The following is a 20,684-nucleotide window of genomic DNA, read 5'->3' as shown; positions in this document are numbered from 1 at the left end:
CAGCACTAATGCTGGTTCTAATGCCAGAACATCGCCTAACTGGCTCGTTCAGCAAAATCCGTTCACCGGACGCTCACTGCTGCTCGACCCGCCAGTCACGGGCGAACGCGGCGACCCGACCATAGGAGCCGGTAAAGCCGAGAGCCGTCAGATCAGCATGAAGCTGCTTCAGCGTTCGGCGCTGCTTGCGCGACTTCCCGGCCTCAGTCTTCAGCCAGCCCGCCAGTTTGTCGGCAAAAGGATCGAGCTTGCTCGGTCGTTCCGGTACCGCAAACTTCGGCTCGATCGTGCCGGCGCTCAAATACTTCGCGATCGTATTGCGTGACAATCCGGTTCGTCGGCTGATCTCGCGCACCGACAACTTCTCGCGCAGTGCCATCCGACGGATGATGTTTAAAAGTCCCATGTGGATCACTCCGTTGCCCCTGTCGCTCACCGCGTTGGGGGAAGGTTCACATGGCTCAATTCTCAATGGAAATTATGCGCCTAACCGGCTCAGTTCCGCGTGAAAACCAACACAGTGCCTCACAATGAGCTCGTCCGGGACTCCCTGACGTGCTCATCGGACCACCTCCAAGTGCTGGACCAGACTGTTGCAACAGGGAAATCAATGGGGCGGAGACGCCGCATACGGAAGTTACCACAGTCGGCCTGGATATCTCCAAGCACGTTTTTCAGCTCCATAGCATGTATACGGACACCGGCTTCGCGCTCTGGAAAGCCGCTTTACAATGTCAACGACACGCATGACAGCGGCGTTGCTGTTTTCATCTTCACAAGATGGACTAGTTGAGCACCAATCGGTTGCATTCCCAATCTTGTTGTTCTAGCAACAAATATGGGGATTTTTGGGGAGGTCGCTGGTGTCCAGGTTTGACAATGAACTGGCATGGTTTGACGAAGAATCGTACCTCGCGGCTCACGCTGATGTTGCCATTTCCGGTTACAGCGCATGGCACCATTATCAAGAGTTTGGTAAAGCTGAAGGGCGTCACGCGGTATTATTGGAATCACCCCGCCCCGGCACAGCTTACTTTGACAGAAAATCCGCTCAATCGGTTGTCGATATTTTTCAAGGGGAATGGTCTAGCGCACTGCCATCGCACTTTGGCATTAAAACCACGCCAGGACATGCAAACGTATTTGAAGATCCCCGCATTGGCTGGATGAACCAGCGCCTCGGCCCCATAGCCGGGATGTCTGTTTTAGAAATTGGCCCACTAGAGGCTGGGCATACCTACTCCATGCACAACCTGGGCGCCGATCAAATCACAAGCGTAGAGATAAACTCACGTGCGTACCTGAAATGTCTTGCGATCAAAGAATTGCTTGGCCTTGTTCGCGCTCAATTTGTTCTAGGCGATGCGATTCAGATGCTCGCCTCACCTGAAACCCCAAAATATGATCTGATCGTTGCCAGTGGCGTCCTCTATCACATGAACGACCCGTTCTTACTGCTTGACGCGGTGACTGTTAATGCTGATCGCCTGTTTATCTGGACGCACTATTTTGACGAAAAGATCATAAGCAATCGCCATGATGCGCAGCTGTTTGAAGCTGCTGGCGATATTGGAAAACGTCTGCGCGGCAGCCGTCGCCTTTACCCGAGCGCCGCACTTAGCTGGGCCGGGTTTTCAGGTGGACAGGACAGTTACGCAATTTGGCTTACCCGAGATTCTATCCTTGGATTTCTGCAGGAGCACGGCTTTGATGTTACGGTGGGATTTGATGATCCACATCATCAGAATGGTCCCTGTTTCGCAATCTGTGCATTGCGCTAGACATGCCGGAGCCGATCAGGCTTCCGAACATGTGGTCGCAGCTTCACCGCCGCGAGATGGCTTCAGCTTGATCACATCGTGGAACTCGCTGCATACATGTGCCATGCAAGCGGCATCGACGATCTGAGGATCGGCGCCACATCCATGTCTGTGGGGCGCCCGCAACGGATACAATGAAGCGTTGCCATACGAATTTTTCTAAGAACAGGCCTATGGCCGTGCCAACAGGTCCCGATAAAGCTCCGCATAGGCGTTCCCCATGCGCTCCGCGGTGAAATTTTCTTGGTAGCGCGCCCGTGCCGCGCTGCCTTGGTTGGCTGAGCGTATGCGGTCATTGGCGATGTCATTCATTGCCGTCGCCAAGGCTTCCGCGTCGTTGGGGGGAATGACGACCCCCGTCTTTCCTTCGATGTTGACGAAACTTGTTCCGGTTCCGATTTCGCAGGAAACCATAGGTTTGCCGAACATGGCAGCCTCGATCAGGGAGAGGCCAAAGGCCTCCGATCGCAAATGGGAAGGGAATACGAAGCCGGTACACAGTTCGAAAAGGGCAGATTTGTCGATGTCGGGCAACGCGCCAAGAAAGGACACATTCGCCAGATTGTTGATCTTTGCAAATTTCTGCAATGAGCGGTCCATTGGGCCGTCTCCCACGATGACAATGTCTAGGTTAGTCCTCTTTGCTGCCTCCAGGAGAATATGGACACCTTTGTAGTAGCGCAGAACACCGACAAAAAGGAAGAAAGGCCGAGGAAGACGCTCGCGCCAGTGCGCCTTGGTGTCTTCCTCCGCCCTGGGGTATTCCACTTCGTCAAGCCCCAATGGAATGATGACCGTCTTCGCTTTGTAACGCTGTAGTACATCGCTGGTTGCGAGGTAGTTTGGAGATGTGGCGACGATTGTGTCGACGCTGTCGAGGAAGCGGTCCATCAGCGGCCTGTACAGTTTCAGTAGAAACTTTTGCTTCACGATGTCCGAATGGTAGGTAACAACGGTCGGCTTATGGGGGGGATGAACAAGATGAACTACATCCATCAGTGGCCAAGGAAAATGATAGTGAACAATATCGGCCATATTTGACAGCTCTCGAAATCGTCCGAAGACGTCGCGCGAGAATCCAGTTGATGCAAACTCAAAATCGAGCTTGGATTTATAGGCCATGTACCCATGAAATCTGGCTGTGTTTTCTGTTGGAATTTTGCTCAGCGATAGGACGTCGGATTCTATACCCTTTGTGGCGGCGCCCCTGATAATCGCATGAATCGTCCGCTCGACGCCTCCGAAGGTATCTGGCCAGTACGTCTTGAAGAAATGTAGGACCCGCATTTTATTCCCGCGCAGAATAACTTAACTCGTTGCCGGCTGGCTTGTTGTCCTTCCTCTTACACGACCACGTGAATGGCGGCTTTAGGAGGTGCTGGAAAAACCGATATAGAGCAAGCCGTGGAAAATGATAGTCGTTGCGCGTTTGCGCACTAGAAGACACGCGTGGGGGGTGGAGGACCAGCTTCCGCATGATGTGACCCTGTCGGGCAAATCCAACAACCGAAAAATCAATTCCAGGTCACACTTGTGACCGTTGGCTGCCGGAACTCGGTATTGCCTTCGCGGTCAACGCCAAAGCCTAGAATTTAAAAAAGCGGTTGAACTTTGCTGCCTTATCCATCTCCTTACGACGGAAATAGATCGCTCGTCCGCAGCGAATGGGACTGTGGCCCTGGACAATGATGATCTGCTCGTCCTTGCGCATCCACTGGGTGATTTCGTACGGCATGATCAGCGGCCGACGCTGGAGACTGATGCTTTCGGATTTTCGGGCGCTGCCATTGGAATTGCTCCAGCCGACATTGCGTGAACGTCCCCGGACTTCGACGGTCATCTCTCCGCATTGGGCGGAGACATTGCGTGCCGTATCGAGCGCCTTGATTGCGGCGTAGGACGTGAAGGCGCAGCCTTCAATCCAGGAGGTCGCTCCGTCCTTCCCGAAATGACGCTCGAGTTGGCCAACGGATTGGTACATCAGCATCAATGTGATGCCGTACTTGCGCCCGCGGTCGCGCGCTTCTTCAAGAATACGCATGTAGCCAAGCAGATCGACTTCGTCGAGCATGAAGAGCGCCCGGTGGCGGAAATGGCCATCGGCCTGGACCATGGCATTGATCAGCGCGCCGCTGATCACTCGGCCAATACCCGGATAGGAGCGCAGGATCGACGCAGGAATGTTGAGGAAGACGTCCTTCCGTCCGGAAGCGATGTCGCTCGATTTGAACGTATTACCGCAGACGAGCGCAGCATAATTGTCGAGCGACAGCCATTGCGTATCCTTGGATGCCGTCGAATATACCCCGGAGAAGGTTTGCTCGGTCATGTTGGTGAAGACACCTAACGTCTCGCGGATAAAGCCGGACGCGGAATTTTCCTGGATGTCGCGCAGCATGGCAAGCACCGACGGTTCCGGCTCGGAAACGATAAGCCTCAGGCTACGCAAGTTGCGGCGGCCGGCATAATCGGGCGATAGCATCACATGCGCCAGAAGCCCAGTTAGCAGATTATGCGCCTGGTTCTGGAAGTAGGAGCCAGTCGCGGTGTCGAAGCGTAGGCTTTCCGACAAAAGCATATGTGCGATCCCAACGATGTCCTCTTCCTTGCGCGTCGAGCTCTCGATCCCATCAAGAACATTGAAGCCCATGACCGGGTTGGTGGGGTCGAGTACCATGACCTCGCGGTCGAGCGCATGGGTGCGATGCTCGAGAACCATCGGCGTGACCTCGGTCGATGGATCGAGACAGATCAGCGGCCCCCTGTAGCGCAGCGCCGTTGGGATGACATTGCTGGTCGTCTTGAAGCCGCCGGAGCCCGCGAAGAATAACATGTGGGTAGAATCGAAATTTTGACTGAAGGTCATGAGCGGCGCCTTGCCCCCCTGTCCCCAGGTTCCGCTATCGTTCGGATCAAAAGGCAGCGCATGCACACTGTCGCGGTCGACGCGGTAGCGCTCGCCGATAACGATCTCCCCGTCGGAGGGGAAGACCCTCGCCACTTTCGACATAGGCAGCCAATCGGCATCGCCAAAGGTGCCGCGCTTGGCGCGTTTGATCGGATTGGGAACGACGATCGAGATTCGAACGGAGACTGAGACGATACAAATTCCGAGAATGGTCCCGGCAACCGCGAAAGCATCGAGATACGCGAGAGCCTCGTTCAATGTGATGGCACCATTCTCCACCCATGGAACCAGACGAGCATATTCCCGCAGGGCGTAAAAGCCTGCCAGACATAAAAAGCAAAGAAAACTTGTAAGAGCGATCGGCCGACGGCGATGCATCGGCAATGCCGAAACCGTCAGAAGTGATGCGATAGGTCCGAGAAGGAGATTGGGAAGAGGACCCGCTCGCAAGAACCAATACGCGATTCGCCCTGGCATGCCGATCGCCAAATACTGCCACTGCCATCCGGTGATACAGAGTGTTAGCGTTGTGACTGCGATCGGCACCAGGATGAGAAGCAAGCTCGGGTGTATTCTGTCCTTCAGCGCCATTAAGAAACCTTCTCGGACGGTAGTTCCGGCTCGTGATCGGCACCTTGAACGATGTCCTTTTATCTGCCGATGATCTACTTACTGTGCCGGACTGGCTCGGGCGTCTGTCTAATTCCGATCTTCTGGTTGATGGCCGCGCGACGCGGGCAACACGACCGAGGGCGGCGAGATCGCCGAGCCAGAATCGCAGTAATCCGGTTGCCAACTATAACCGATACCTCAGGACTAACGCTCCCTACTATGTGAAGGCAAGAACGGCGGTTCACGTCCTGCAGGGAACCACTCGATTGCGTCGTCGGAGATGGCCGCGAGTTTCGAGAAGCTACCCTCCAGAAGCGCTCGAATTCCGTAGAAAATGACGAGGTCCCGGGCGGTAATGCGAATAAATAAACCATCGTTGGTCGGCCGTATGATGGCGCAACCATCGCCAAAGATCAGAAACCTGTCGGCTCCTTCGTTAACTGCAGATGGGCTATCAAACCGAGTTTGCGAGCGCGCTCTCCCAGCATCCACATAGGCAGCGCTGACAATTGGGTGTCCTTCCTCGCAGTCGAACCATTTTCCTCGCCCGTTGGAAATTATGGAAGGGCATAGCTCGGCAGCGTGTTTGCAAATCTGCTCAAGCCATATAACGGAATCGGGTAAGGTGACGTATGCCAGGGCGGCATATTTCAGCATTTCGATCCCATCTGCCTTTGATTTGACGTTGGGGCTAATTTCCGAGACCTCATTCGGAATGATGCTGATTGGGTCGATCATGGATCTGTTCCTCGTTCGGCGAGCGCCTCGTTGATCTCACGGCCCAATCCTTCAATTTCCCGAATGCCGTGCCTGGCGGTAGGGCAGACCCGCAAGCCGGCCTTGCCCTTTGCGACCGTGGGAAAGAAGATCGCCGAGGTATAGTAACCTTTGTTGAGGATATGGGCCGCGGCACGAATGGATTGTCTTTCGTCGCCGAACTCTATGGTGCGGATTGGTAGCTTTGAGCCGGCTTGCTCGCTGGCAACCATCCTGTCGAAAACAGCTAGCCGTTCCGCAAGCGCATCCTGGCGCAACTTGAGCTCATCAGTGCGGTGCAGCGCCTGAGACGCCATGGCAGCGCCGATTGCCGCTAAATTAAGCGACGCGGAAAAGGCATGGGCGATCGAGAAGCGCCGGAACAATTCTTCCTGCCGAGGAGTGCCGAGCATCAGTAAGCCGCCCGATGCTCCAAAGCCTTTGCCGAGCGATGCGGCAACAATTGTACGCTCGCCAAGGGCAGCGCCAACCTGGGATCGTACAAATCCCTCCCCAGACTTCCCAAACAACGAAATCCCATGGGCATCGTCGATATAAAGAAATAGGCCGTATCGATCCTGGAACGCCAGGAGGTCTGCGATTGGTGCGCTCCCGCCCATGGAATAGACCCCATCGCAAACATAGGCTACGCGGTCGTTGCGTCGACAAATATCCTCGAGTGCGTTCAGATCATTATGAGCAATCGTTTCGACCGTTGTTTCATTGGCGACGACCGATTTGTGAAATGCAAGCGTCGCATGCGCTAATCGGTCGAAAACGACCGTCGGTCTTTTGTTCTCAGTGAGATATCCGGAGGCGAGGAGTGGTAGGGCGCCCATATTGGCGGCGAGAACCGTCGTGTAGGTTATGACCCGTGCCGCAAACAAATCGGAGAGCGCTTCTTCCAGTTCGCCTAATAGGCTGAAATTAAGCCTCGTTCTAGCGCAGGACCAATGGAGTGCCTTGTATCGCTGCACCGCCTCTATTGCGCCTTCGAGGACAAGCGGATGATTGTCGAGGCCCAGATAAGAGCAGCGAACGAAGTCAATCACTTTTCTCTTGTGGCGTACCGTGGGCAACAGGACGGAGCGATCCTCATCCGGGTCCGCGTAAAGCGCCATGACTCCCTCCTGCTCAGCCGCAGCAAGATTTTGATCGGAGGAAACGATAACGCTGAGTGTATTGCGGTAGGATCGCGACACAGCCTTAGCGGTGGGCGAAGGATGATCATCGCTCATGGGAATATCCAAACTGTTGGTAGCGGAACAGCGACACAGCAGAAAATGGGCATCTGCTGCAGCGCATCGCATCTCATTGGTGACGCGATGCTATTTTATTGCCGTGGAATGGGTCTGCGAACAACGATCGTTTCGGTAATATTGCCTGAAGGTTCTGTGACGCCGAAATTTCGAAAGCGTAAGGCTTGATAAACACAGCAGGCGGAATGTCACATTGATGCTCAACGGAGTTTCTGCGTGATCTCAGTGCTTACGAAGCCCGCTCTGCATTCTGACGCTCATCGAGCGCATAACCGGTGGCCCGCACCGTGCGAATAATATCGCGACCTAACACGCGTCGCATGCTCCGCCGAAGGCGCCCGACATGAACGTCGACGGTGCGGGGCTCCACAAAGGTACCTTGCGGCCATGCAGCCTCGATGAGCGCGTCTCGGGTGAAGACGTAGCCTGGCTTTTGTAGAAAATGTTGAAGGAGGCGAAATTCGATAGGACTGAGTTGGACGTCCACGCCGTTGCACTCGACGCGCCTGCTGTCGAGTTGCATCGTAATTTCCGCATAAACAAGCGAATTGCCGGAGGTTCTTTCCGAGCTAGATCTGGCGTTGCCGTCTGGCGATAAGTCTAACAAATAAGATAGAAAACGCTCTGGGTTGAACGGGCGCATGAAAATTTCGCACCCCCCGGTCTTGAGCACTTCGAGATAAAGTTGCTGATTGCCTGCTCCCACGAAGACCGCGATCGGTAGCGCTTTGTCGGCCAGCGTTTCTCTGATTTGGTTCACAAGATCGCCGATACGGAAGGCGTCGCTATGATAGTCTATTATTACGGCCATCAACTCATCGGATTTAACGCTAGCTAGAGTTTCCTCCGCTCCCTCCACCAGTGAAGATTCAAGCCCTCCCATATTGAGGATCTGGGCGAGCAGAAGGTAGAATTCGTAATCCGTTGAGCAAATGAGGACCAATGGCTTCATCGATGATAACCTTTTCGATCAGTGGGCGGTAGCGCGCGGACGATGAGCGAGTTCGAGACTCTGCGCCCCTCGGATTTTTTTGATGCAACAAAAATATCCGAGATCAATTGCGATTCTGCATTCCACTGGCAAAAATCGCTATCATTTATCTGTCATAAATTCGTATTGCACGTAAAGAGGGAAAATGATATGTATTCTATCACAATTTTGTTGCATCAAAAAGGAGGCTCTCTAGGTCGAGTTCAGTCGGCTTGCTCAGGATACGCGCTCGGTGGATCTTGAAATGAAATAGGAAGTGGCCAGGGATCACACGACATATGCGGCATCCGCGGTCGTGACTCACTTGTGAGAACAAAGTCCGGCCAAACTTTCGTCCCGTGCCGGACGTTCACGGGAGAGCTTCCTATGATTTTCGTGGATACATCAAAATATAGTCAGACGTCCTCCTCGGATGAGGACCTCTCTATTTGGTCTGGCAGGGATATGGCAGCGGCGGCCCGGGTCGCAAAGGCAGCATATGGTCCCGATGCCACGCTCGCTGTAGCTTGGTGCGCCTTAGGCGCGAAGGTGGATGGACGCGCTACCGACGCCCATTTCTGGTTCGAGGTTTTTTGCTTGCTGCGTGCCGGTGAAATGCCGGCCACGGGCTTTTGGAGTGGCGCGGACTCTATCAACTCGGATGGAAAACCGCATTAGTCTGGGTTTCCCGTGGTCATAACCGGTGGGGCAAAACCAATATATCTTGATAATTTTCGGTAACGCCCCACCGCGCGGGTATCAGCCGACGCTAAGCGACCAGATTGAAGATAACGGGAGTTTCCGAGTATGGCTGAGCTTGTGTGATGGTGATCCGGCAAGTGCCGACTGCCCGGAGAAGGAGGGCGACATGGCCGCCCGCGGCTAGGAAGCTCAGCCGCCGATTGCGCATAGCGCTCAGAGCTTTTTCCGCAGCTTTTCGATGTGCTCCTCACAAATCGCTTTTACCAGTTGCCGCAGCGCGTCCGTACGTTCGCCAAGCCAGACCAGCGCTTCTTCGGTGATCTTGAAATGCTCGGAATAACGGGCTTTCACGTAGGCCTGGTTGATGATGTTGAACCAGGCAGTATAGCGTTGCCGATCTTGTGGCCAGATCTCGGCAAGCCGCTGATCGCGACCTTCGGCGAGCGTCCTCAAATGGTTGAGGTTGTGCGAGGCTGGGCTATAGCTGGTCAGTGTCAACAACAACGTGGAGTAGGTGCGCTCGATGGCTTGGTGAAGTAGGAATGCACCTTCTTTGAGCATGCCGCCGTCGATGGCCATTCTCGAGAGTTGGAGAAAATTCGACGCACCCGGGGCCCAGTTTTCAAAATGCTCCCGAGAGGCGCGATATTCGTCGGCTGGACTGAGCGGCTTTGGCTCGGCAAGTTCCACGTCGTCGAGTTCGTAAAGAACGATGCCGTCGCAACGGATCTCGCTGAAGAAGTAATTGCCGAGCTTCAGTGATGTGTTGACCTCACGCAGCGAATGCACGGCAAGGCTCACCGGCGGCTTGACGATGCGTGGAAAACGGTCGGCCGCCTTGCGCCAGTATGAACCGAAGTCGGTCAGCTTGCGATTGTTGACGATCACCAGCAGATCGTAGTCGGACTTATAGCCTTTGCCGGTATGCTCTTCATCGACCCAGTCCCCACGAGCATAGGAGCCGAAGAGAATGATCTTGAGGATACGGCCCTTCTTCTTGAAATCGGCCGTGCCTTCCTTCAGCGCATCCTCGAATTCCTCATGCACGATTTCGACAATTCGCGACAATTCCGAGCGTTTGCGTTCCGGCAGATGATCGAGGCTGAACTTCATGGAGAGCGGGACCCTTTCTGATGATTCAAGTTGTAGGTACGATCCGACTACAACGCCAGTCCGATATTGATTCTATGCCAGGCGGAGAGGGTAGCAGGAGAGATCTTTCAGCCCTTTGATCGAATCCGGATTTTGAGGGCGCCCGCTTAATAATCTGCTTGGCGCAGGTCACGGTAAATCCGCTCGTTCTCTTTATGTTCTTATATTGCCAATGAGAAGTCAAGTTTGACCTCTGAGCATTAAGGTGCTGGTTCATCTCATAAAATGCCGCCGATAAAAACGCAAATCCCAAACGCGAAGGTAGCGGCGCGCGACAAAAGGGATAATTTGTGCATCGTTACGAGGCCTCGTTAGGCAAGAGAGGCCCGCCTGGCTTCGAGCCTTTCCGCTCGCAGACGGACCTCCTGCGGAGGTGCACTGGGGGTGCGTGGGCGTCAAGCGTTCATTCAATGAACGAACGCTGAACGCTTATCTTTCAAACGTCGGGGCATCCCATGAACATGTACAATGTTTTCACGTCATCATCCTGCCTTAGCGAACCCAGTTGTTCCACCGCTCCAATAGCTCCGAGGCATGCTCGTTGATCCATTTGGCATCCGGAATGACGATGCTGTCGCGCACGTCTTCGGCGCTCGGCATCTGGTCGCGAACTGCTTGCGGCATCAGCGTGATTGCCACACTGCTGGGCGGCGTGCAAAGCAATGCTTCGCACACCTTGGCCTGGATATCCGGGGAGTCCAACCAGAAGGCGATGAGCTTCAGTGCATTGTCCCGATTGGGCGCACCTTTGATAACGGTGAGACGATCGCCCACCAGAAATGCCGCCTTGTTCGACCAGGCGATCGAGCGCCCTTCTGCCTTGAGGGCGCTTGCTCTCGTTAGCCAGATCTGTCCGATGCTGTAATCGTTCTCACGGAACCCCTGGACGCTCTGATCTCCAGTTTTCCACCAGAGCGAGATGGACGGCCGCAATGCGTCAAGTTTCTTAAGAGCACGATCGACGTCGAGGGGAAACAGGTTCTCGCGCTTGACCCCATCTGCCAAAAGGGCAGCCGCCATGACGCGCCACGGATCGTCGAAATTCGGAAACGAGCGTCCTCCCGGAAACTTTGAAGTATCCCACATATCTGCCCAGGTGACCGGCTGGTTGCCTTTGAAGGCTTGCGGATCGTAGGCCATCAATGTGGCTGTCGAAAACAGCCGCACACCGGCCGGGATGCAAGCATCGGGAACGAGATCCTGACGGTCTTTAAACTGTGAGCAAAAACTGTCGAGCGGTTCGGAAATCGCCAGATGATCCTTTGAGCTCACCTGGATTTCTCCATCGGGGTAGAGATCCCAGCTGACATTGCCGGTTTTCACCATCGCGGTCGCCTTGGCGCGCATCTCCGCGTTGGTTGCTGCTACGGAAACGACCTGGATACCAGTCTTGGCGGTGAACGGCTCGAACCACCATTTGCGTAGCGCCGCATCATAGGCACCGCCCGTCGTGGCGATGACAACCTGCTCGCTGGCAAGTGCTGGACTGGGCGTTTCTCCCAGAAGAATGGCTGCGCAAAACATAGCAATGCCGCTCAGCCGGATAGCTGCTCTTATTGTCATCAATGTTTCCCTCTTATTGTCCCGCCTACAGCGGGCGTTTTTGCCGCTAGCGCTGCTCCCGGCGGCTGTTCAGGAGATGTATGGAACCCATCAAAAGCAGCGAAACGGCAACCACGATGACCGAGACGGCGGCAATGACAGGTGTCAGGTTGAAATCGATGTCCTCGAACATTTTCCGGCTGATCGTCTTTCCGCCGGTGTCAGAGATGAAGAATGCCACGGTCGCTTCGTCGAAGGAGGTCAGGAAAGCAAAGACCGCAGCGGTCGCGACGGCTGGCGTCAGATTTGGAAGCGTCACGGCAAAGAAGGCTCTGAGCCGCCCCGCTCCGCAGCTCAAGGCCGCCAGTTCCAACAGCGGGTCCATTCTTTCCAGCGCTGCGGAAACGATGATGACCACAAAAGGTACCGCCAGCACCGAATGGGCAAGGACGAATCCCGTCAGATTCCCGGTCAGTTGCAAAGGTGAGAAGACCAGATAGAGCGCCACGCCAAAGACGATTGCCGGGACGATCATCGGCCCAAGGCATAGGGCCTGGAGCAGTGCCTTGCCCGGAAGTTTGCCACGTACAAGGGCAACCGCCGCCATCGTCCCGATGATCGTCGCTATCACAGTGGTTAGTGCGGCGATCTGTAGGCTGAAAATGGTCGAACGCAGCCAGTCGGGATCTGACAGATACGCCTCGAACCAGCGCAGGGTCAGTCCCTGTGGCGGGAATGTGATATACGAGGCGTCACTGAGTGCCAGCGGTATCACCAGCAGCGTCGGAAGGACGAGAAAGAACAGCACCGCCGCAATCGCTAAATTGGATGCATGTCGCGCCATCCATGGCCAGACTGAATGATACCGGCGAGCCTCGGACGGCGGTGTTGCCAATCGCTGCGTAAAGGGTTCAGATTCAATGGACACTGTTCAAACCTTTGCTGAAAGAGAGCGCGCGGCGAAAGAGCAGCACCAGCAGCAACGTCGCGGTGAGCAGGATGACTGACAGGGCGGCCGCAAATGGCCAATCCAGAAGGACGATTGTCTGCTGGCCGATCAGGGTCGCCATCATCAGCGCGCCGGGTCCGCCGACTAGGGCGGGGGTGATGTAAAACCCGATGGCGAGAATGAAGCAGATCACACAGCCGGCAAAGACGCCGGATAGACTGAGTGGAAAGGTCACGCGCCAAAAGGCGACGATCCGGCTGGCGCCGAGATTTCGTGCTGCCTGCTCATACGCGCTCGGCACCGAACGCAAGGCCGAATGGATCGGGAGGATCATGAAGGGCATCAGCACATGCGTCATCGCGAGAATGACAGCGCCCTCCGTATAGAGCATTTTCAACGGCGTTGAGACGATACCGAGCTGGATCAGCCCGTCGTTGATGATGCCGTTTCGACCTAGCAGCACGATCCACGCATAGGAGCGGACAAGCACCGAGGTCTATAGCGGAATGAATAAGCATGCCGTTCCGAGCTTTACCAATTTGCCGCGCATGCGCGCGATTGCATAGGCGGTCGGATATCCGATCGCAAAACAGGCAACGGTTACGATCGCCGCGATCCGGAAGGTTCTGAGCAGGACCTGAATATAAAGTGGACTGTCGAACACACGTTGGTAGGGAGCAAGCGGGGCTTCCGCGGAAAAGCTGATGCCGATGAGCCTGACCACTGGATAGACGAAACCTCCCGCCAAGAGGAGGAGGAGCGGCAGGATCAGCAAGATGGCCAATAGTGGCGAATAATGTTGGCTCGATCCTGTGAGGATCCAGTTGCGGAAACTGCCGGTCGATTGTCTCGCGAAGGATGATGCCATGGATTAGACCCCCGCTTTTGCAAACAGCCGTAAGGCGTTCGCCTCTGGGATAACGTCAACCAAGTCTCCTTGATGAAGGCCTGCCGCCACATGCCCGACGGGCATCTGGATCTGGAGCAAACGGTCATCGCTGTTCCGGGTTCGCACGAAGAAGAGGAAAAATGACCCGGCGAAAACGGTTGCATCTATGGTACCCGTCAGAATGGCGCCGCGGTCGCGACCATGAGGCGCTAGTGACAGCCGTTCGGGGCGAACCGCGATACTGACCGATTGGCGAGAGGCAAATGGACTGACCCCGTCTTCGGCAGCCGCCGTAGCAACGACGTTGCCCCCTTTTGGCCGTACCATGTGCTTCCCGTTATCTTGACCGAGATATTCGCCGTCGAGAAAGTTCATGCGACCAATGAAGTCTCCGACAAAGGCTGAGGCAGGCGAACGGTAAAGATCGAGCGGTGATCCCACTTGAGCCAGCCGGCCTTCTGCCACCACCGCAACGCGATCAGACATGGTAAGTGCTTCCTCCTGGTCATGCGTCACATAGACGACGGTTGCCCCAAGGCGTTGCTGCAAGCTCTTGATCTCCAATTGCAGCGCCTCGCGTAGTTTCTTGTCGAGGGCCCCAAGGGGTTCGTCCATTAAGAGAACGGGCGGCTCGAAGACGATGGCCCGAGCGACGGCGACGCGTTGCTGCTGGCCTCCGGAGAGTTGATGGGGATATCGATCGCCATAGCCGTCGAGATGTACCTGCGCCAGTACTGTCTCGACCTTGCGGCTGATGAGATCTTTGTCCATTCGGCGCATGCGCAACGGAAAAGCGATGTTGGCCGCCACCGTCAAATGCGGAAAAAGGGCATAGCGCTGGAACACCATACCGATGTTGCGTCTGTTTGGCGCCATATAGGTAACATCGCGACGGCCGATCATGATCTGCCCGTTGCTCGGGCTCTCGAAGCCGGCGATCATCGTTAGTAGCGTCGTCTTACCGGAGCCCGAAGGACCAAGGATCGACAGAAATTCACCTGCCCGGATAGCCAGCGAAACGCCGTCCACGGCCAGCGATGTGTCATATCGCTTTTCAAGCCCTTGCAGCGTAAGTGCTTCACCAATCAAAGTCCCTCTCCTTATTGTTGTCGTTATGAAACGTTCTCGTTTGCGCCGGCGTTGCAACTCGTTCACCGATCGCTTGGCTGCTGGTCCGGTTCCCGGTCGAACTTTGGGAAGACGGAAATTTGCGAAAGTGCTATGACTTTTAATGTCACATTATGTTTGCAAGCATTTCGCTTTTCATTTTTGTTGCAACAAAATGAACATTTGTCAAAGGAAATTGGAGAAATTTTCAATGGAAATCGAACCAGAGGACGAAGGATACCATCGACATCAGCCCAATCGCTTAGGCGAAATGGCGTATCACAACATGAAGGAGCGACTGATCCGAGGCGCTTTCTCCCCTGGAGATAAGCTCACAATCCGTGCGGTTTCGAAAATGCTGGATGTTAGCACGACGCCCGCTCGTGATGCCATCAACCGCCTGGTGATCGATGGGGCGCTCGTTTACTCCGGCCCGAAAACCGTTATCGTTCCTCACTTAAGATTGTCGGATCTCGAGGAGATCACGCAGATGCGCCTGGCCCTAGAAGGGCTTGCGGCGGCGCTGTCCGTCAAGGTCGCAAGCGAGGCGACGATCGAGGAATTGGAGCAACGTCAGGCGAAAATTGACGCTGCATTGGATGAAAAGCGTTATTTTGACGCCCTTTGGCATAATAAGGAGTTCCATTTTGCGATCTACCGTTTGAGCGGTATGCCCTATCTTTTGCAGGTGATCGAGACCCTGTGGCTGCGGGTTGGCGCGTCATTTAATGGCCTCTACCCAGAATTTTCCGAGACCCGCCACGGTGCTCGCAACCACCGTGCCGCGATAGAGGCACTTGTTGAAAAGGATGCCGCCGCTGCCCGCGCCGCTATCGAGAACGACATTCGCGATGGATTTCGCCAGATGAAAAAAATCAGTGCAGATCGCGATCAAAGGAATCTCTGTCGCCGCTGAATAATTATGTTGCACTTTCCTCCTCTCCGTGTTTTTTTGTTGCAACAAAAATATGAACGGGATGCGAACGCGCATCTGTCCATGGAGAGGGCAAGGCATGCTACATCAGGATTTTCCATCATTTCGGCGCGCAATGCTTAGATCGCGCTCGCAATATTTTTTCGAGCGAGGGCAGATCGTGTTCCCCGATGGAACCACGCGTGTCACCGTCGAACGCGATCCTCTGCCGACGTATATTTCCCGTGGCGAGGGTGCCTATCTGATGGATATCGACGGCAATCGGCTCCTCGACCTCAATAACAATTTCACGACGTTGATTCATGGTCACGGTTACCTGCCCGTTGCCGACGCGATTGCAGATCTCCTGCAGAAAGGAACCTGCTTTTCAAATCCAACGGAGCACGAACTTGGATTGGCGGAATTGCTCGTGCAGCGCATTCCCGCGATCGAGCAGATCCGCTTCGTCAATAGCGGCACCGAGGCCGTCATGTTCGCTATCAAGGCGGCACGCGCCTTTACAGGGCGGTCGCGCATTGCCCGTGTCGAAGGAGCCTATCACGGCGCCTATGATTGGGCCGAGGTAAGCCAGGGCGCGTCGCCTGCATCCTGGGGGCCAGCCGACGGTCCTGCATCCGCAACCTCTTATGCCGGCGCGCCCCAAAGTGTTGCCGAAGAAGTCGATGTGATCCGTTTCAACGATGTTGAAGGCCTGGAGCGAAGGTTGGCTGTGTCGGGCGGCGACCTTGCCTGTATCTTGATTGATCCCATGCCGAGCAGGGCGGGTTTGCTAGCCCCTGATCCAGCCTTCATCGAAGCCGTTTCGGATCTCGCCCGACAATATGGCGTTCTCGTCGTGGCCGATGAAGTGCTGAATCTTCGGCAGGGATACCGTGGTGCATCGGCGCGTTTCGGGCTCGTGCCCGATCTTATTGCTGCCGGAAAGATCATCGGCGGCGGCTTTCCGGTCGGCGCGGTTGGTGGCCGCAAGGAGGTAATGGGGGTGTTTTCAGGCGTGGGCGCAAGGCCGGCGGTGCCACAGGGCGGCACCTTTTCGGCCAATCCTGTGTCAATGGTCGCGGGAAGGGTGGCTATGGAGGCACTGACATCGGCAAGCTTCGAGCGTCTTGATGAAATGGGTGTCCGCGTGCGCGACGGCCTTTCTGCCGCGATCGCGCGTCATAATGCTCCATTTGTCGTCACCGGATCGGCTTCGCTTTTTCGCATCCACCCCAAGCGGCAGGTGCCCCGTGACTATCGGCAGGCTTTCCCGACACCAGAAGAGAACAGTTGGATGACCAATCTGACGAGCCATTTTCGTCAGCTCGATATCCTCCTGCCCTTTGGCGCCGCCGCCTGCCTCTCCACAGCCATGACGAATACCGATCTTGATTTGATCGTCGAAGTCTTCGGCGATTTCCTCGAAGCCTACGAAGCCGATTTTAGTGGAGCAACCGCATGACCACGAATTCCCTGGAAACTGTCGCCGAATGCCTGGCTCGCTCACTGGTGCGCCATGACGTTACTCACATATTTGCCCAGAGCCTACCATCAGCGCTGATCCTGGCTGCTGAAGCGGCAGGCATTCGCCAGGTCGCTTACCGGCAGGAGAATATGGGCGGCGCCATGGCCGATGGCTATGCTCGACGATCTGGAAAGATCGGCGTGGTGGCCGCCCAGAATGGTCCGGCTGCTACGCTGCTGGTGCCCCCCATGGCCGAAGCGCTGAAGGCGAGCGTTCCGATCGTAGCACTTGTGCAGGAAGTCGAGCGCGATCAGATGGATCGGAACGCGTTCCAGGAGCTCGACCATATCGCGCTCTTCCAATCCTGCACGAAATGGGTGCGCAGGGTCATGGTCCCGGAGCGAATCGAGGACTATGTTGATGCCGCTTTCACTGCCGCCGCCTCTGGCCGACCCGGGCCTGTCGCGTTGCTGTTGCCTGCCGATCTGTTGCGCTCGGAGCTTGGTTTCACAACGCCTTCACGATCTCTGAATCTCGGCCATTGGCCGCTTGATCGGTCGTGCCCTGATCGCGCGAGTTTGCAAAGGGCAGCGGAGTTAATCGCGAATGCCCACAATCCCGTAGTCATCGCGGGTGGCGGTGTCCTCGGCAGCGATGCTTGCCATGAACTGGCCATGTTGCAGGATCTGGCTGCACTCCCAATATTGACCACCAACATGGGCAAGGGTGCGGTCAATGAATATCATTCGCTTTCTGCCGGTGTCTTAGGATCACTCGTGGGTCCGCGGTCACTTGGTCGCCATACGGCGGCTCTGGTCGGTGACGCAGACCTTATCATTCTGATTGGAACGCGAACCAATCAGAATGGCACGGATAGCTGGCGGCAAATTCCCGCTGGCGCTCAGGTGATCCACATCGATGTCGACCCTCAGGAAATCGGCCGCAACTATCAAGCGCTGCGTCTGGTCGGGGATGCGCGCGAGACACTCAGAGAGCTTGTTCGTGCCCTGAACGGGCAAGATCTATCCCAACGTCGAGACCAACGAACTGCTGTTACCACCCGCATAGCCGAGTGCTGGCGACGGTTCGATGAGGATCGGCATCAGCTCGTGCATGCTACTGCCTCGCCGATCCGCCCGGAACGCATCATGGCGGAGCTGCAGGCAGCATTGACACCGCAGACGACCGTCGTTGCGGATGCAAGCTATTCATCGATGTGGGTCGTCGGCCAATTGCGATCGCTTGACTCAGGAATGCGGTTCCTGACGCCTCGCGGTCTTGCAGGGCTGGGATGGGGCCTGCCTCTGGCTCTTGGCGCAAAGGCAGCTAGACCCGAGCATCCGGTGGTCGCCATTATTGGCGACGGCGGGTTCGCCCATAGCTGGGCGGAGATGGAAACCATGGTTCGCTCCGAACTTCCCGTAACCATCATCCTTCTCAATAACGGTATCCTTGGTTTCCAGCGGGATGCCGAGACCGTGAAGTTCGGGCGCTTCACATCGGCGTGCCATTTTGCGCCTGTCGATCATATGAAGATCGCTCAAGCCTGCGGATGCCCGGCAGTGCGCGTTGAGGATCCAGCCGAGCTCACGGCTCATCTACAGGGCGGTCTGGCAGGCAAGGGGCCGCTGTTTGTCGAGGTCATGACAGATCCTGAGGCTCATCCCGCCTTGTCCTTGTTTGCCGGCTTAGATGAGGCTGCATGATGCCGGAGCCGTCTCGCATCGCCGTCGTGACAGGAGGGACGAGCGGTATCGGACTGGCGATGGCGCGAAAGCTATTGGCGGCGGGGCATCGCGTCGCCGTCTTCAGTCACAGCGCTAAAACTGTGACTGACGCAACTGCCATGCTATCCGCGGAGTTCGGATCTGGACGGGTCTTGGGCCGAGTGGTCGATCTGTCGGATCCCGTGGCTGTTGCCAATTTCTTCGATGAGCTCTCATCCAACTGGGGAGATGCCGAAATTCTCGTCTGCAACGCCGGGATATCGCCGAAGGGCGTTGCTGGTCCTAGGCAGTTCGAGGATATCGGGCTGGAAGAATGGAACGAAGTGCTGGCCGTTAATCTGACCGGCACCATGTTATGTTGTCAGGCAGTCCTTAGGGGAATGCGACGGGCGGGATTTGGACGCATCATTTTGATCGGATCGCTCGCCGGACGCACACGCCCTCGTATCGCCGGTGGCGCTTATGCCGCCAGCAAGGCAGCCCTGGCCGGGCTGATGCGGGCGCTTGTCGGACCTTGTGGTCCTTTCGGTATAACCGTTAATCTCGTGGCGCCCGGCAGGATCTTGACGCCACTGACTGGCGATCCCAATACTCCGACCAATCGCGACGCGATTGCGCGCATTCCTTCCGCCAGATTGGGAACGCCGGAGGACATCGCCGCTGCCGTTGCCTTCCTGGCGTCGGAGGATGCGGGCTTCGTTAATGGGGCTATCCTCGATATCAACGGGGGCGAATATGCGCCAGCCTAGAGCCGTCCCACGGTCCGGCGCTTCCAATTTCAAGCGCTCCCATGCGGCAGTGACGCTCGAAGTGCCGGCCTGCAACGAAGTCATTATTTGGACCTCCGATGCAGAGCTGTTTCTGCCGTTTAGCTATATTTTGAAGACGGAAGGCTTTATCCCTTCTTTGGCTTGCAGCGCCAACGATGTTCTGACTTCCTGCGCGAAGCGCTTGCCGTGCGCAATCCTTTGCGATTGCATCCACGAAACCCAGGATGCCGTTTCCCTATGCGGCGAAATCAGGCAATCCACCACACATGACAACGAGGTTCGTCTGATTGCGCTCTTGCGAGGCGAAGCGCAGCCGCTTCATCTGGCCTTGCTGCAAGCCGGTGTTGATGACTTCCTCTTCAGGCCGCTTTCACCGGAGAAGTTGCTGACATCTCTCAGGCAGGCGACGGGACTGGCCGTGGAAACGGCCAACTTTAAAATGGCTGCGTCGCTGGGTTTTGCCGACCTGGAAGTCGACGTCGACAGCCGCCGAATACATTGCAACGGTCGCGACTTTGCGCTGCCACCCATCGAGTTCAATATTTTATGTCATCTGATGAACAGGCCGGGACAGCTCTGCAGCCGTTCCGAGCTCATTGCTTCGGCTTGGCCGGCTTCCGCCGAAGTCACGCCGCGAACGGTGGATGTTCACATCGGCCGCTTGCGCAAGGCGCTGGGAGAGTTGCCCGGATGTCGTGCTGCCATTCGCACCGTCCATGCAGCGGGCTATGTGTTCAAGCCATCGGGCGTGCGAAAGTTATAGTCGAGCAAACGACAAGGCTGCCTTGCTCGTCGTTTCCAATTTTACTGCAATTTTTAATTCAGATCGATTCGGCCGTGCAGTGAAAAATCATCGCGGCTGAAAGCTCCGTAGCTTCTCGAAAATCTCCGGCGCGATCTCAAACTGACGGGCCTTGCCCCGCCCCATGGAATTCTTCACGAACGTCTCCGTCAGGATCCCGCGCTTCACCAACGGCTCAATTGTCTCCGTCACGCCCATGCGCGTGAGCTTGGTAATTTCGACTATATTCGAGATAGTTAACGCCTGGTGAGCTTGGTTCATGATGTAGAGAACACTCATCATGCCGACCTGTTTCAGTCGGGATTGCGGTGTCTCGTCCTCCTGCGGATTATCCATGATCT

At 55.9% G+C, this 20,684-nt stretch carries 17 protein-coding genes and 2 pseudogenes; 7 read left to right on the top strand and 12 right to left on the bottom strand.

Annotation, left to right across the window (positions count from 1 at the left end; genetic code table 11):
- Nucleotides 1–76: 76 nt before the first annotated feature.
- Nucleotides 77–406: pseudogene (locus Q4Q11_RS23575) on the bottom strand (IS21 family transposase); the annotation flags it as partial.
- A 457-nt stretch (nucleotides 407–863) separates the two neighbouring features.
- Here Q4Q11_RS23575 and Q4Q11_RS23570 point away from each other — a divergent pair.
- Nucleotides 864–1,781, top strand: a complete 918-nt coding sequence (locus tag Q4Q11_RS23570) for a class I SAM-dependent methyltransferase (protein WP_498571000.1) — start codon at nucleotides 864–866, stop codon at nucleotides 1,779–1,781.
- 210 nt (nucleotides 1,782–1,991) lie between these two features.
- Here the strand turns inward: Q4Q11_RS23570 and Q4Q11_RS23565 are convergent, their stop codons facing one another.
- The 5 genes from Q4Q11_RS23565 to Q4Q11_RS23545 form a co-directional block, all read right to left on the bottom strand.
- Nucleotides 1,992–3,107 carry a glycosyltransferase family 4 protein gene (locus Q4Q11_RS23565; RefSeq protein WP_498570999.1) on the bottom strand — a complete coding sequence of 372 codons (1,116 nt, stop codon included), beginning with the start codon at nucleotides 3,105–3,107 and terminating at the stop codon, nucleotides 1,992–1,994.
- A gap of 298 nt (nucleotides 3,108–3,405) precedes the next feature.
- Nucleotides 3,406–5,319 (bottom strand): Ti-type conjugative transfer system protein TraG, encoded by a 1,914-nt coding sequence (traG, locus tag Q4Q11_RS23560; RefSeq protein ID WP_498570998.1) that lies wholly within the window; start codon nucleotides 5,317–5,319, stop codon nucleotides 3,406–3,408.
- Between the two features lie 225 nt (nucleotides 5,320–5,544).
- Entirely contained in the window at nucleotides 5,545–6,078 is a 534-nt protein-coding gene (locus tag Q4Q11_RS23555) for a hypothetical protein (RefSeq protein WP_498570997.1), read from the bottom strand.
- Nucleotides 6,075–7,334, bottom strand: a complete 1,260-nt coding sequence (locus Q4Q11_RS23550) for an 8-amino-7-oxononanoate synthase family protein (RefSeq protein ID WP_498570996.1) — start codon at nucleotides 7,332–7,334, stop codon at nucleotides 6,075–6,077. Before Q4Q11_RS23550 ends, Q4Q11_RS23555 begins: the two co-directional genes overlap by 4 nt.
- A 250-nt stretch (nucleotides 7,335–7,584) precedes the next feature.
- A complete protein-coding gene (locus tag Q4Q11_RS23545) occupies nucleotides 7,585–8,307 on the bottom strand; it encodes a winged helix-turn-helix transcriptional regulator (RefSeq protein WP_498570995.1) in 723 nt (240 codons plus the stop codon).
- A 405-nt stretch (nucleotides 8,308–8,712) separates the two neighbouring features.
- Between Q4Q11_RS23545 and Q4Q11_RS23540 the strand changes: the two genes are divergently transcribed.
- The gene (locus tag Q4Q11_RS23540; protein WP_498570994.1) at nucleotides 8,713–9,003 is read left to right on the top strand and encodes a Y4oE-related protein; all 291 of its coding nucleotides are present in this window, start codon (nucleotides 8,713–8,715) and stop codon (nucleotides 9,001–9,003) included.
- A 237-nt stretch (nucleotides 9,004–9,240) separates the two neighbouring features.
- Here Q4Q11_RS23540 and Q4Q11_RS23535 read toward each other — a convergent pair whose 3' ends face one another.
- From Q4Q11_RS23535 to Q4Q11_RS23515, 5 genes and pseudogenes are all read right to left on the bottom strand, one after another.
- Nucleotides 9,241–10,140: a nucleotidyltransferase and HEPN domain-containing protein gene (locus tag Q4Q11_RS23535; protein ID WP_498570993.1), complete on the bottom strand. Its 900-nt coding sequence runs from the start codon at nucleotides 10,138–10,140 to the stop codon at nucleotides 9,241–9,243.
- 531 nt (nucleotides 10,141–10,671) lie between these two features.
- Complete coding sequence (locus Q4Q11_RS23530; protein ID WP_498571001.1) at nucleotides 10,672–11,703, bottom strand: extracellular solute-binding protein; 1,032 nt, start codon at nucleotides 11,701–11,703, stop codon at nucleotides 10,672–10,674.
- An 85-nt stretch (nucleotides 11,704–11,788) separates the two neighbouring features.
- On the bottom strand, nucleotides 11,789–12,565 hold the full coding sequence (locus Q4Q11_RS23525; protein ID WP_113222304.1) for an ABC transporter permease: 777 nt from the start codon (nucleotides 12,563–12,565) through the stop codon (nucleotides 11,789–11,791).
- 73 nt (nucleotides 12,566–12,638) lie between these two features.
- Nucleotides 12,639–13,538, bottom strand: a pseudogene (locus Q4Q11_RS23520) (ABC transporter permease).
- A 3-nt stretch (nucleotides 13,539–13,541) separates the two neighbouring features.
- Complete coding sequence (locus Q4Q11_RS23515) at nucleotides 13,542–14,648, bottom strand: ABC transporter ATP-binding protein (protein ID WP_498570992.1); 1,107 nt, start codon at nucleotides 14,646–14,648, stop codon at nucleotides 13,542–13,544.
- A 229-nt stretch (nucleotides 14,649–14,877) separates the two neighbouring features.
- On the opposite strand from Q4Q11_RS23515, the gene Q4Q11_RS23510 reads away from it, so the two are divergent.
- From Q4Q11_RS23510 to Q4Q11_RS23490, 5 genes are all read left to right on the top strand, one after another.
- On the top strand, nucleotides 14,878–15,582 hold the full coding sequence (locus Q4Q11_RS23510) for a GntR family transcriptional regulator (protein ID WP_113222307.1): 705 nt from the start codon (nucleotides 14,878–14,880) through the stop codon (nucleotides 15,580–15,582).
- Between the two features lie 97 nt (nucleotides 15,583–15,679).
- Nucleotides 15,680–17,041 (top strand): aspartate aminotransferase family protein, encoded by a 1,362-nt coding sequence (locus Q4Q11_RS23505; protein WP_498570991.1) that lies wholly within the window; start codon nucleotides 15,680–15,682, stop codon nucleotides 17,039–17,041.
- Nucleotides 17,038–18,750 carry an acetolactate synthase catalytic subunit gene (locus Q4Q11_RS23500; RefSeq protein WP_113222308.1) on the top strand — a complete coding sequence of 571 codons (1,713 nt, stop codon included), beginning with the start codon at nucleotides 17,038–17,040 and terminating at the stop codon, nucleotides 18,748–18,750. Before Q4Q11_RS23505 ends, Q4Q11_RS23500 begins: the two co-directional genes overlap by 4 nt.
- Complete coding sequence (gene fabG / locus Q4Q11_RS23495) at nucleotides 18,750–19,520, top strand: 3-oxoacyl-ACP reductase FabG (protein WP_498570990.1); 771 nt, start codon at nucleotides 18,750–18,752, stop codon at nucleotides 19,518–19,520. Before Q4Q11_RS23500 ends, fabG begins: the two co-directional genes overlap by 1 nt.
- Nucleotides 19,521–19,569: 49 nt before the next feature.
- Nucleotides 19,570–20,304, top strand: a complete 735-nt coding sequence (locus tag Q4Q11_RS23490; protein ID WP_162735514.1) for a response regulator transcription factor — start codon at nucleotides 19,570–19,572, stop codon at nucleotides 20,302–20,304.
- 87 nt (nucleotides 20,305–20,391) lie between these two features.
- Here Q4Q11_RS23490 and Q4Q11_RS23485 read toward each other — a convergent pair.
- Nucleotides 20,392–20,684: MarR family transcriptional regulator (locus Q4Q11_RS23485; RefSeq protein WP_498570989.1), on the bottom strand; the 293-nt coding region annotated here is incomplete at its 5' end.

It is taken from the genome of Rhizobium sp. UFLA01-1127 (genome assembly GCF_059803845.1).
Note: the sequence above shows the minus strand (reverse complement) of the source record. Positions and strands in the feature narration are given on the sequence as shown.